The sequence below is a fragment of the Pseudomonas piscis genome (assembly GCF_009380155.1).
GTDB classification, from domain to species: Bacteria; Pseudomonadota; Gammaproteobacteria; order Pseudomonadales; family Pseudomonadaceae; genus Aquipseudomonas; species Aquipseudomonas piscis.
The window spans coordinates 510,344-522,058 of sequence record NZ_WHUV01000002.1 but is presented as its reverse complement, the minus strand read 5'-3'; the positions used below and the strand labels follow the sequence as shown (position 1 = coordinate 522,058).

Genomic DNA, 11,715 nt, shown 5'->3' with positions numbered 1-11,715 from the left:
CACCCGAAGGTGCCCTTTTGCGCTGTTTATGGCTGGAATCGAGTGCCACAGGCATGACACATCCAGGTACGACGCCATTCTTCCAATTTGTCGTACTGCGCGACGTTGAATTTCCAGTGACGGACGAAGCCGATCACGCCGACCGTGATCAATATCACGCCCATGAAGAACCTCGTCCAATCCACTCCCCAGAAAGTGTTCATGAGTTTGAGACCGTCATACAAGATGATGGCGCCAACCCCTGTAAGGATCACTGGGCCAAGCAGGCGCTTACCCGGGGGTGGGCCGACGCTGGCAGCCAAGTCGGTCTGATGCCGACCTGTAGTTTCGACGGTCACGCTGGGGCCGAATCCGGATTGGGATTGCACTTGATGGGTCGCTTGTATGTGAGAGGTGCCGGCAGCATGGATGACGGACAGAAGCTGGACGTTTTGGCCTTGGCATTGCGGACAGCAGATGGCGTTGTTGCTCACCACGTAATCATTCCTTTGAAGGGCGGGAAAGAGCCATTCTAAGACAACATGGACCCTCAATGCACCTGAACAGCCTAAGCCAGACGCCAGAAGTAAGAAGCCCTGCACAAGGCCTCTTGGCATCCCAAGACCTGAACTGTAGAAGTCGACGAGGGTGCTCATGCCCACGATACTACTGGGTGCAGACCAGAGGCACTGGGCGCCTGTACTTGACCTGTGTCGGTGCAGTCGCAGGGCAAGCCCGCCAGCAACTTCACCGGCTGTTCTCCTGGCCGGCTACGGCGCCAGGTTCACGCCGTTGCAACGGCCCTTGGTGGAGAAGTCACTGATATGCCGCGCCTTGTCCACCGTCATCAGGATCGTGCAACCACCCGGGTGAGACACATCGTCCCAGTAGTTGGTCTGGACCATTACATTGCCTTGCATCTGCGCACTGCTGCCAACCACCTCCTGACGCACATAGGTGGTGTCGCGATACCAGCCCAACTGCACCCCGCCTCCGCCAGGCAACGGCTCCATGCGCCAGGGCGGACCGAAGAAGTCGATGGCCTGCTTGGCATCGCGCCCCTGCCATTCACGGCTGGCGAGCAACTCCGGCAGCGTCGGGATGCAGCCGGCCAGGGTTGGCAACAATAGGCTGAGGCATAACAGAAAGCGTGTGCTCATCGGGCGCTGTTACCCAGCATATCGTCCAGCTCTTGCACCGCCTGGCTGTTGGCCTGGACGCCGATCAATTGGATGAACATGGCCTGGACGGTAGCGACCATCTTCACCGCCGGCATCTTGCCAATCGGCAACATCTGATTGTGCGCGCGGTTGTCGGGGGCACAGACAAAGGCAAAGGTGCGCTGTAACCAATAGTCCTTAGGTGCGACCCAGCCGTGGATATTGGTCTTCACATCCTTCACGGCACCGTCGAAACGACGTATCGCCCGGGCGCTGTCCAAGCGGATCTGGCGCTGTTTGCATTTGACCTGCACTTCATAGGCAGCGAGGGTCGGAAAGGCCGGGTCTTCGAACAACTGCATGACCTGCGCCGATTGCACTCCACCAGGCTTTTGCACGATGCCGGCAGCATCAGCGACGTACACCTCGTTATGCAGGCGCTCCCCTTTACCGTAGATGATCCAGTAGTCGCCCGAGGCATGTTCGGCCATGGCCGAGGTACTGCCGACCATGGCCAAAGCAGCCAGCCATCGGCAGAGAAGTGGAAGTTTGTAACCCATGGAGGTCCTTTCCCGATTTATGTAATCCAGCGAAAACTATACGAGTCGGGATTGGTCAAGATCGATTAGTACGCCTGTACTAATAGCCAAACGCCTGTAGCACTTGGGCTTTTTACGAAAGGTACCTATGAGAGGATTATGCTGCGTTAAAACAGCTCGTAATGTAGTGATCAACTAATACCGGATACGATGTTGAGTTTTTCTCGGGCCGGGCCGAGACCAGCCTATCTTTGAACTGATACGGTCTAGTCCAGTCTGCTAGCCGGTGCCGAGCGCGCTCAGAAGTCAGTGACCGAACTGGCGACCGCAGTTAGATCGCACGAGGCATTGCTGGGAGTAAATGACGGAGAGCGAATCGTTGGAAGATTTCAAGTCCATGTCAGAGGAGTACTAACTGCGCCCGAGCCAGACCCGCAAGGGCAAACCACGCACAGGAGCACATTTGTACCGCACCCTCAAAAACCGATTTGGTCGAACGCAGAGAAATATAGCTATCGAGGTGAAGTCGTGCTTGAAGAAAGAACGGCGATCATCCCGGCTCGGGAACAGCGCGCAGTGTATGCCCCCATCACCGTGACCCCCCCGGTGGTCCGCCAGGAGTCTGATGCTCCGCGGGAAGAGCCATTGCAATCGACTGGGCGGGAGATCGGCAACTCACCATCCCAACTTGCACCTCCCCGAGGACACGCTGAGCTTTCACCGGATCATCATGAACTGAACGCCACATGAGCGAACGAAGACCAGGCACCACCGGACAGTATCACTCCACGACCGCGCGATGAATGCCATCAACCAAGCCCGGCCAATGGTGACTCTTCGCGCTTGATCTCCAAGTCAACCCATCCGCAAAGCCCTTTAGTGTTCCAGCAGCACAAAGGAGGGCTGTGGATCAGGGTTACAATCCGCGACTTCAAATCAGCGCTCAAGGCGCTGCTCATCCATGAACGCCGGCAGTACGACACCCGCCACACCTACGCAACAACAGGAATCATGGGGCTGAACTTATAGAAGTGTTGACCAAAGCCGGTGGCGATGTGATGAGCCACGACTGATCATCGATAGGCTCTGCTGCAAAAACTCTCTCCTTCATACCCGATTCCTTGCGCCAGAATGCCGCTTACGCAATGGTGTTGAATAATGCTAAATTGCACTCGCTTTAAAGCATAGCCGTAACAAAAACATGGATGAAGAAATGAAAAAAACATTATCAGTTTTACTACTCTCGCTTTTTTCTATTTTGCATTGGCAGGATGCGTAAACAACAACCCATACACTGCCTACTATTCTGACCTATCCGGAACCACCCCGGAAATCATAGCTAAAATACGAGCAACTCCCCCGCCAGAGACTCCATTTGTAGATCACGTCACCCCCAAAGATGGTCAGGCGAGACTTGATGCTTGGGCACGCAAAGGCTACATGCCCATTGGAAAGTCCTCTTTTAACAGCTCAGCATATGTTCCGGAAAAATTTGCGGTCGAACAAGGAAAAGCGGTAAAAGCAGACTTAATAGTTCTTAGAGACCCTGAATACTCAGGTAGCTATACCACGTCGACAGCTGTTATAAAACCAACTTCAAGCACAACATTTGAGTCTGCGTTAATAACAGATTCCAAAGGCAGAAAAAGCTCAACCATCCAAGGAACAGGAACAACCTATAGCACAACAACGGATTACGTTCCGACGACTGAGCACCGAGCAAACTACGCAGCGGTCTACTATATAAATCAAACCTCTACATTTGGAGTGCGCACGAAAGATTTAACGGAAGAAGAGCGTAAAAAACGGCAGTCAAATTTCGGCGTAAAAATCACTACGGTAATTGACGACACCCCTGCCTACAATGCAGACTTATTATCTGGAGACATATTAGAATCATTCGATGGACAAAGAATAAAAAACATAAACACCCTAGGCATCATGATTGAAGAGAGGTCTGGAAAAAAAGTAGAGGTCACTTTTAGCCGTGACGACAAATCCTTTACAAAATCTGTTCAGTTTAACAAATAGCCTCTAACCCATATATGGTCTTTCGCAGCGAATACCAATCAACAGCGCAAAGACCATAAACAGGAACAAGTAGTAACATGACTCTAGAAATCACGCCAGATACATCCCGCTAAATGAGCGTGCCCTATTTTTCCAAACTGTCATATGCCTGCTCGCACGTCACTCCCCTGCTCCGGCTTTGATCCGCATCTGCTGCCAGATCTCCCGCTCGTTCGTCAACGCGCTTGAACAGCTCGGCAAGCACCAGGGCTGTGCGGGCCTGCCGGCAACAGGGCCGCGGCTAAACTCTTAGCCGAGGCACCAGCTTCGGCGCCAAGCTGGGCAACAGCACGAACGCCGCTCCCCCAATCCCCCGACTGCAGGGCATTGCTCAACTGCATGACGTTTTCTTGAGCCTGGCGGGTGCCGAGCTTCAGCTTGTCGAACGCGCCCTCTGTAGCAGCGATGCCGACCCGATCCTTACCGATCTTGGCCAGAGCCTCGCTGTAGCGTTCCACGTTGATTGCGCCAAGACGGAAAGCTTCATGCGCTTCCTTCTCCTGCGCCTCCAGCTTGGCCAGCTTCACATTCAGAGGGTCGATGCTATTACTGTGCGCTTGAGTGCTTCGATCTGCCGGTTCTCGATATCGATTAGGCGCTGCTTCTGCGCAGCCTCCTTCGCCTCGGCCTTCTCGATCTTGTCGAAGGATTTGCCGAGACGTTCCTGGTAGGCCTCCTGCTGCTCGATGGTGACCAGGCCGTGCGGGCACGCTCAAGCAGTCCCTCTGCCTGAACCAGCTTCTCCATGCAGTCGATGTTGCCGGTAATCGCCTTCGAGCTGGCTGATGATGGCGATTTCGCTGGCAGCACTTGCCCCGGACTTCCGGCTAGCATCGACCTGGCGTTCTTTCGCACTGGTGGCCTTGTCGATGCCCTGGGCGGCCTCAATCTCCGCTTGGCTGATTCTCTTGCCGGTGTTGGCCAGGCCTTCACCGAACTTGCCGAGGCCATCAATCGCTTTTTCGGCATCGACCGCCGAATCCACCAGCTTGTCGAGGTCATCAGCAGCCTTGACGACCCGGGACGACTCAACCTCAATGTCAATCGAAGCGAAGATAGTACTCATTGAAGTCTCTGTTTTCTGTGGGATGCCCTAGTCTCAGTTTCATTTCCTTAGGCAATGAAAAACCCGCTCAAGGCGGGTTTTTTAACAAGAGAGCGTTCAGGCGCAATATGTAATAAATACTCATGAACCTCAGACTGGTCTCATGCCAATCTCAAGCCAGGCCCCTACAGCAACGCTCAAGCATCGATCTTCGTAATACTTATTGCCTCTAAGAAAACTCGGATGTTCTCTTGAACAGCCCTGTTGATTGACTCTTTAATCCGCGTCGCTCCCGAAAAAGCATACGTTCCAGGAACTGAGCCAATGCTAGCGACGTCTCGCTCATAGACAACTTTGCCCGACTTTCTATTTACAATCTGGTAGGTAGCTCTCGCCTTCGACGTCATGGTGACGCCTCCCCCAGCAATATCCAATTCCGTGATCTTCACAAAAATGTTCACCTTTTGGGAGGAGTCATCATTGAAAACCGAGACTCTATCAACGCCTTCACGCAAAGCATTTTCCCAGAGCCTGGGGACCTCCTCTCCATTTGAAGGGATTTCTCCACGAGCCTCATTAGGGCTAGCAAAGGACACGGACATGGACCTCAAGTCCGCATCAATCTTATTGGTCGACATTTGCAGCCCCTGAACGGAAAAGTTCAACGGCGGTGGTGATGCGCACCCAGCCAAAAAAGCTATAGCCAGGGCCCCAATCAAAACTCTCATGCTGATCCCTCATCGTGATTTGGCGAGACTCTACCATCACACGACGAAGGCACCAATGCCTCAGGGGATCAGCTTTTACTTGTGTGTTCAGCCATGACGGCCAGGGCTTCAGCCTCCATCTGCCGGATGTTACTGAAAATGCTTTGCCGGGAGCTGGCCGGCACGCCATACATTCGGATGACACTCGGCAGCGCTCCGTAGTCCAGGCCCGCTGCGCCACATGCACCCACCCGCCACTGAGTGCTCATCGCCTCGAAGACAAGGAAGGCTGGCCAAACGCCCGGTCAGACCTCAATGTCCTGGCCGGTCAGATCACCCACCAGGAAGCCAAAGGCCTTGAGCTCTTCCGTAGATGGCCCTTGCTGATAGAGGGCGCGTGCGGCGCTTAGGAGTTTCCCAGGCGGGCTTGATTGAAGGCCTCGGAGTACGTCGCCAGCACAGCGCTGGGCACCGAGAGAATCGAGGAGACCAGAACGCGGATATTCTGGTCGTTGAACTCTTCCTTGAAATCCCAGTCAGCCACCACAGCCTTGACCTGGTCTACCTGCAGATCGATCTGGGCAGCGGTGAAAGTCAACAGGTCCATGTCATCAGCCTTCACGACCAACGCCTTGTGGCGCTCACCCCACTCGGCGTAGAGCTCGGCCAGGCCAGCCCTGTCCAGGTACTTGAATGCGAATCCGACCTTCACCGGCTGGCCGCCCAGTTGCGGGCCCATCACGTCGGCCTTGAAGGTCGGATTCTGGATCAGTGAGAACTTGGCCATGGGTTACACCACCGTTGTCAGGTAGCGAGTTGGCTCAGACCGCAACGCCAGGTTGACGGTGCGGGTCAGCAGGTTGTTGCGAGACACCGCCGGCTGCTTGGAAAACGAGGTATAGGCCCCGTACAACAGCGTGTCATTGCCCGGCCGGCTGAGGCGTGTACCCGCTCAGCGCGATAGTCGCGTAGATCAACTTCCCCAGCACCCCGTCGCGGACCTTTCCGCTCAAGCAGCACCAGGTCGCCCATAGCGCAATCAGTCCAGCCGACCAGGTTGCAACGTGCTCCAGGATCATGTGCCACCTCCCCCGAACTTCGAACGAATGAACGCCCAAAGGTCAGCAGCGTTGATTGCCCGAGTAATGGCAACGATCAACGAGCCGCCGAAGGTGCCGAGCAGAAAACCGATGCTGGCAACGCTGCGTGGCTCGACCACTCCCGAATAAGCGCTCACCAGACCAGTCAGGTAATGGGCGCATATAGCACCCGAGAAAATGAAGATGGCCCAGGCCTTTCGGTCTACCAGGTCGTCGCGGTGCCACCAGCTCGCGGCGAACGTACCAACCAGTCTCGCGGTAAACCAGGTATCAAGCCTGTCGAGCAGGCGGTATAGAAACTCCATGCGCTCGACTCCATGGACATATCCCGCCACTCTGGATACGACCATGTCAGCTCTACGCAAGCTCATCCCGGAAGACGACTTTCTCGATACGGAGGCAGGTCAGGAATGGTTGCCCAGGTTCACACCTTAAAGGTCGCTCTGTGGTACCTGGGGAGCGATGGTGAGCGCAAGACGATCACTCACTACGGACACACGCCTTTCATCACTCAAAACAAATTCGGAACAATCAGCACCGACTTTGACGCACCGAAGAAGTCCCTCACCGATGCGCTCGGCAAATGTTTGAGCCAGCTTGGCTTCTCCACCGACGTTCGCCTGGGGCTGTACGACGACATTCACTACGTCAACGAGCGCCTGGGTGAAACCGAGATCGAGCGCACCGAGGACAAGATCGAAGCGAGGGAACGCCTCGCCGCCGAGTACCGCGAATGGCTACGTGAAGCAGACTTCGGACCTGCATAAACAGTGGGTGCCCGTGCTGAATGAGCTGGGGATTAAAAGGAGGCCCCCATACAACTGTCGTCACACCTATGCGACAATATGCTCAATGTCTGGCCTCAACCCCGCATTTATCGCCCAACAGCTGGGTCACAGCGTGCAAATGCTGCTGTCGACGTATGCCCGTTGGCTCAACTCAAGCTCCGACTGGAGCGAGCTGGAAAGCTCAAGATTGGTATCAAATCGGTATCAGGCGAAAATCCAGCTGCATAAGTTACTGATAGGTAAGCACTTTGATCTCCACCGCCAATATCACCATGCAGTTCGGCGCCAAGCCGCTGTTCGAGAACGTCTCGGTCAAGTTCAACAACGGCAATCGCTACGGCCTGATCGGCGCCAACGGTTGCGGCAAGTCGACCTTCATGAAAATCCTCGGCGGCGACCTGGAGCCCTCCAGTGGCCAGGTCATGCTCGAGCCGAACGTACGCCTGGGCAAGCTGCGCCAGGATCAGTTCGCCTATGAAGAATTCACCGTGATCGACACCGTGATCATGGGCCACGAGGAGTTGTGGCGGGTCAAGGCCGAGCGCGATCGCATCTACTCGCTGCCGGAAATGACCGAAGAAGACGGCATGGCCGTGGCCGAGCTGGAAACCGAGTTCGCCGAGATGGACGGCTACACCGCCGAGTCCCGCGCCGGCGAACTGCTGCTGGGCCTGGGTATCCCCCTGGAACAGCATTTCGGCCCCATGACGGAAGTGGCTCCAGGTTGGAAGCTCCGGGTATTGCTGGCCCAGGCGCTGTTCTCGGATCCGGAAGTCCTGCTGCTGGACGAACCGACCAACCACCTGGACATCAACACCATCCGCTGGCTGGAAAACATCCTCACGGCGCGTAACAGCACCATGATCATCATTTCCCACGACCGGCACTTCCTGAACAGCGTGTGCACCCACATGGCCGACCTGGACTACGGCGAGCTGCGCCTGTTCCCGGGCAACTACGACGAGTACATGACCGCCTCGACCCAGGCTCGCGAGCGCCTGCTGTCCGACAACGCCAAGAAGAAAGCGCAGATCGCCGAGCTGCAGACCTTCGTCAGCCGCTTCTCGGCCAACGCCTCCAAGGCCAAGCAGGCCACCAGCCGCGCCAAGCAGATCGACAAGATCCAGCTGGAGGAAGTCAAGCCGTCGAGCCGGGTCAGCCCGTTCATCCGCTTCGACCAGAACAAGAAGCTGCACCGCCAGGCGGTGACCCTGGAGAAGGTATCCAAGGGCTTCGAAGACAAGCAGTTGTTCAAGGACTTCAGCTTCACCGTGGAAGCCGGCGAGCGCGTGGCCATCATCGGCCCCAACGGCATCGGCAAGACCACCCTGCTGCGTACTCTGGTCGGTGAGCTCGCCCCGGATTCGGGCAACGTGAAGTGGACCGACAGCGCCGAGACTGGCTACTACGCCCAGGACCACGCCCACGACTTCGAAGCCGACGAAACCCTGTTCGAATGGATGGGCCAGTGGACCAGCGGCGAGCAGAACATCCGGGCTGCCCTGGGTCGCATGCTGTTCTCTTCCGACGAAATCCAGAAGTCGGTCAAGGTGCTTTCCGGTGGTGAACAGGGCCGCATGCTGTTCGGCAAGCTGGCCTGCCAGAAGCCCAACGTACTGCTGATGGACGAACCGACCAACCACCTGGACATGGAATCCATCGAAGCGCTGAACCTGGCGCTGGAAAACTACCCGGGCACGCTGATCTTCGTCAGCCACGACCGCGAGTTCGTATCGTCCCTGGCCACTCGCATCATCGAGCTGAGCCCGAACGGCGTGACCGACTTCAGTGGCACCTACGACGACTACCTGCGTAGCCAGGGCCTGCTGTTCTAAGACAGCGGCAACCGGTAAGTAGCAAGACAAGGCCCCGTCCAGCGTGACGGGGCTTTTTGGTTCACCTCATTGCCCTCTTGAAAGGACCGGATGGGAATAAATAGTTAGCCTGCTTTCTTTTAATTTCGCGGCACGCGATGATGCGGCCCTCTAACCGCCGCCCGCGAACGAGCCTTCATGCCCGAGCCCCAGACATCCGCGCAAAGCTCCATGGCGATCACCCTGCAGATCGTTTCCATCGTCTTCTATACCTTCATCGCCTTTCTCTGCATCGGCTTGCCAATTGCCGTACTGCCAGGTTACGTCCACGAACAGTTGGGATTCAGTGCCGTGATCGCCGGCCTGACCATCGGCTCCCAGTACCTGGCTACCCTGCTCAGCCGCCCCATGGCCGGACGCATGTCCGATACCGTCGGCACCAAGCGCTCGATCGTCTACGGTTTGCTGGGCATCTTGCTGAGCGGCGTGCTGACCCTGGTTTCAGTGTGGCTGCAAGAACTGCCCTGGCTAAGCCTGGCGGTGCTATTGGGCGGCCGCCTGCTGCTGGGGGTGGCCCAGGGCCTGATCGGGGTCGGCACCATCAGCTGGTGCATGGGCCAGGTCGGCGCGGAGCACACAGCGCGGTCGATCTCCTGGAACGGCATCGCTTCCTACGGTGCCATTGCCATTGGCGCGCCGCTGGGAGTAGTGATGGTCCAGCAATACGGTTTCGCCAGCCTGGGCGTGGCGCTTTCAGCCCTGGCCTTGCTGGCCTTGTTGTTGATCCGCAGCAAACCATCGGTACCGGTGGTGCGGGGTGAGCGCCTGCCGTTCTGGGCGGTGTTCGGGCGAATCGCGCCCTTCGGCGTGAGCCTGAGCCTGGCCTCTATCGGCTATGGCACCCTGACCACCTTCATCACCCTGTTCTACCTGAGCCTGGGCTGGGATGGCGCGGCCTACTGCCTGACGGTGTTCGGCGTCTGTTTCATCTGCTCGCGCCTGTTGTTCATTTCCAGCATCAGCCGCTTTGGCGGCTTTCGTTCGGCAATCGCCTGCATGAGCGTCGAAACCTTAGGGCTCGGCCTGCTCTGGCTCGCCCCCTCACCCGCCTGGGCACTGGTGGGGGCCGGCCTTACCGGCTTCGGCCTGTCGCTGGTGTATCCGGCCCTGGGAGTGGAAGCCATCAAGCAGGTACCCAGCAGCAGCCGGGGCGCCGGCTTGAGCGCCTACGCGGTGTTCTTCGACCTCGCGCTGGCGGTCGCCGGGCCCTTGATGGGCGCGGTGGCGCTGAACCTTGGCTATGCATGGATCTTTTTCTGCGCCGCCCTGCTGTCCGTCACCGGCCTGGGCCTGACCCTGCTGCTCAAGCACCGAGCTGCGGCCTGAATCACTGGTCGGCAGTCTGCATGCCAGCCCGGTTCGGCTTGCCCAAGGTCTGGGCGAAGAACCTGCCCGCCTCGGAAATCAAGTTGCGGTGGATGTCGACCCGATCCACGCCGTCGGCGTCGGTGCACAGCAACGGCATGGCCGCCTGCTGCTCGGCGGTACACGGCGCCATGAACACGAAGTGCCCGGCCCCGGCCAGCAACTTGAAGTCCGGCGCCACCGGCAGTTTGCGCGCCAGGGCCGCGGCGTTCTTGTCCAGGGCGACCAGTTGATCGCCGTCGCCGCTGTACAGCAGCACCGGCACATGCACCCCGGACAAGGTCTGGCGACCGAACTTGAGGCTCAACGGCGCCATCAACAGCAAGGCATGAACCCGGGGATCGGCTACCGGCTGCAGGTCGTCGCGATCGACGATCAGCTCACCCTGGGTATTGCAGGCATCCCGGTCATCCGGACGCTCCTGGCAATAACGCCGCAGGCGATCCAGGTCTGGAGTGGCGCCGGACAGGATCAGCGCCGTCTCGCCGCCGGCCGAATAGCCGATCACCCCTACCTGCTCGGCATTGACGAATGGGGCCAGCATCGGATCGGCCAGGGTCGCGGTGATGGCCTCGGAAATCTGGATCGGCCGACCATAGAGATTGCTCAGGGTACCCAGGCGGCTGTGGTCCCTGGAGTTGTCTCCCGGATGAATCACCGCCACCACCACGAACCCCTTGCGCGCCAGGGATGTAGCCAGATCGTGCAGGGCCAGGGGCGTTCCGGTGTTGCCATGGGACAGCATCAGCATCGGGAAGCGGCCGATGGCGATCTTGGCATCGCGAGAGGCACCGATCCGGTAACCCTCCAACTGGCTGGAGTGCTCGATACCAGTGGACGGGTAGAAAGCGATGGCACGCATTGGCTGCTGGTCCAGTGGATCGAGAAAGCTCAGCTCATGAAAGCCGACGCTCCAATGCTGATGGGGAGCCGCCTGCACCGAAACCATGCCGCTGAACAGGCAGATCAGTAACATTGCACAACGACCGCTCATCACACACCCACCTTCGTCGCAGGATCGAGAATGCCGGTTGCTCGTGCCATCCCTTGCCGCCAAGGCTCTGGAGAGGATTCGTCCTGGAATCGGA

The 11,715-nt window shown here is 57.7% G+C and carries 12 protein-coding genes and 3 pseudogenes; 4 read left to right on the top strand and 11 right to left on the bottom strand.

Going from position 1 to position 11,715, the window contains the following annotated elements:
• Window positions 1-26: 26 nt before the first annotated feature.
• The 3 genes from GDH07_RS12420 to GDH07_RS12410 all read right to left on the bottom strand — a co-directional run bounded on the left by GDH07_RS12420 (window position 27) and on the right by GDH07_RS12410 (window position 1,699).
• Window positions 27-635 (bottom strand): hypothetical protein, encoded by a 609-nt coding sequence (locus GDH07_RS12420; protein WP_152897710.1) that lies wholly within the window; start codon window positions 633-635, stop codon window positions 27-29.
• Window positions 636-749: 114 nt separating this feature from the next.
• Window positions 750-1,139, bottom strand: a complete 390-nt coding sequence (locus tag GDH07_RS12415) for a hypothetical protein (protein WP_152897709.1) — start codon at window positions 1,137-1,139, stop codon at window positions 750-752.
• Window positions 1,136-1,699 (bottom strand): hypothetical protein, encoded by a 564-nt coding sequence (locus GDH07_RS12410; RefSeq protein WP_152897708.1) that lies wholly within the window; start codon window positions 1,697-1,699, stop codon window positions 1,136-1,138. The genes GDH07_RS12415 and GDH07_RS12410 overlap by 4 nt, the downstream gene beginning before the upstream one ends.
• A 1,419-nt stretch (window positions 1,700-3,118) precedes the next feature.
• On the opposite strand from GDH07_RS12410, the gene GDH07_RS12405 reads away from it, so the two are divergent.
• Entirely contained in the window at window positions 3,119-3,709 is a 591-nt protein-coding gene (locus GDH07_RS12405; RefSeq protein WP_152897707.1) for a PDZ domain-containing protein, read from the top strand.
• Window positions 3,710-3,833: 124 nt separating this feature from the next.
• On the opposite strand, the gene GDH07_RS12400 is transcribed toward GDH07_RS12405, so the two are convergent.
• The 7 genes and pseudogenes from GDH07_RS12400 to GDH07_RS12370 all read right to left on the bottom strand — a co-directional run bounded on the left by GDH07_RS12400 (window position 3,834) and on the right by GDH07_RS12370 (window position 6,905).
• Window positions 3,834-3,953 (bottom strand): DUF2514 family protein, encoded by a 120-nt coding sequence (locus GDH07_RS12400; RefSeq protein ID WP_425502108.1) that lies wholly within the window; start codon window positions 3,951-3,953, stop codon window positions 3,834-3,836.
• Between the two features lie 13 nt (window positions 3,954-3,966).
• Window positions 3,967-4,814 (bottom strand): annotated as a pseudogene (locus GDH07_RS12395) (phage tail tape measure protein); the annotation flags it as partial.
• Between the two features lie 176 nt (window positions 4,815-4,990).
• Entirely contained in the window at window positions 4,991-5,521 is a 531-nt protein-coding gene (locus GDH07_RS12390; protein WP_152897706.1) for a UDP-N-acetylglucosamine acyltransferase, read from the bottom strand.
• A 68-nt stretch (window positions 5,522-5,589) separates the two neighbouring features.
• A pseudogene (locus GDH07_RS12385) lies at window positions 5,590-5,793 on the bottom strand (DUF1799 domain-containing protein); the annotation flags it as partial.
• A 113-nt stretch (window positions 5,794-5,906) separates the two neighbouring features.
• Window positions 5,907-6,287 (bottom strand): phage tail assembly chaperone, encoded by a 381-nt coding sequence (locus tag GDH07_RS12380; protein ID WP_152897705.1) that lies wholly within the window; start codon window positions 6,285-6,287, stop codon window positions 5,907-5,909.
• Between the two features lie 3 nt (window positions 6,288-6,290).
• A pseudogene (locus tag GDH07_RS12375) lies at window positions 6,291-6,443 on the bottom strand (phage tail tube protein); the annotation flags it as partial.
• A 132-nt stretch (window positions 6,444-6,575) separates the two neighbouring features.
• The gene (locus GDH07_RS12370; RefSeq protein WP_152897704.1) at window positions 6,576-6,905 is read right to left on the bottom strand and encodes an MFS transporter; all 330 of its coding nucleotides are present in this window, start codon (window positions 6,903-6,905) and stop codon (window positions 6,576-6,578) included.
• Window positions 6,906-7,010: 105 nt separating this feature from the next.
• Here GDH07_RS12370 and GDH07_RS12365 point away from each other — a divergent pair, with 105 nt between their 5' ends.
• The 3 genes from GDH07_RS12365 (at window position 7,011) to GDH07_RS12350 (ending at window position 10,588) form a co-directional block, all read left to right on the top strand.
• Window positions 7,011-7,367 (top strand): hypothetical protein, encoded by a 357-nt coding sequence (locus tag GDH07_RS12365; protein ID WP_246195944.1) that lies wholly within the window; start codon window positions 7,011-7,013, stop codon window positions 7,365-7,367.
• A gap of 269 nt (window positions 7,368-7,636) precedes the next feature.
• On the top strand, window positions 7,637-9,223 hold the full coding sequence (locus GDH07_RS12355) for an ABC-F family ATPase (protein ID WP_053130242.1): 1,587 nt from the start codon (window positions 7,637-7,639) through the stop codon (window positions 9,221-9,223).
• A gap of 177 nt (window positions 9,224-9,400) precedes the next feature.
• Complete coding sequence (locus GDH07_RS12350; RefSeq protein WP_152897703.1) at window positions 9,401-10,588, top strand: MFS transporter; 1,188 nt, start codon at window positions 9,401-9,403, stop codon at window positions 10,586-10,588.
• Window position 10,589: 1 nt separating this feature from the next.
• On the opposite strand, the gene GDH07_RS12345 is transcribed toward GDH07_RS12350, so the two are convergent.
• Window positions 10,590-11,621 (bottom strand): alpha/beta hydrolase family protein, encoded by a 1,032-nt coding sequence (locus GDH07_RS12345; RefSeq protein WP_152897702.1) that lies wholly within the window; start codon window positions 11,619-11,621, stop codon window positions 10,590-10,592.
• Window positions 11,622-11,715: the final 94 nt, after the last annotated feature.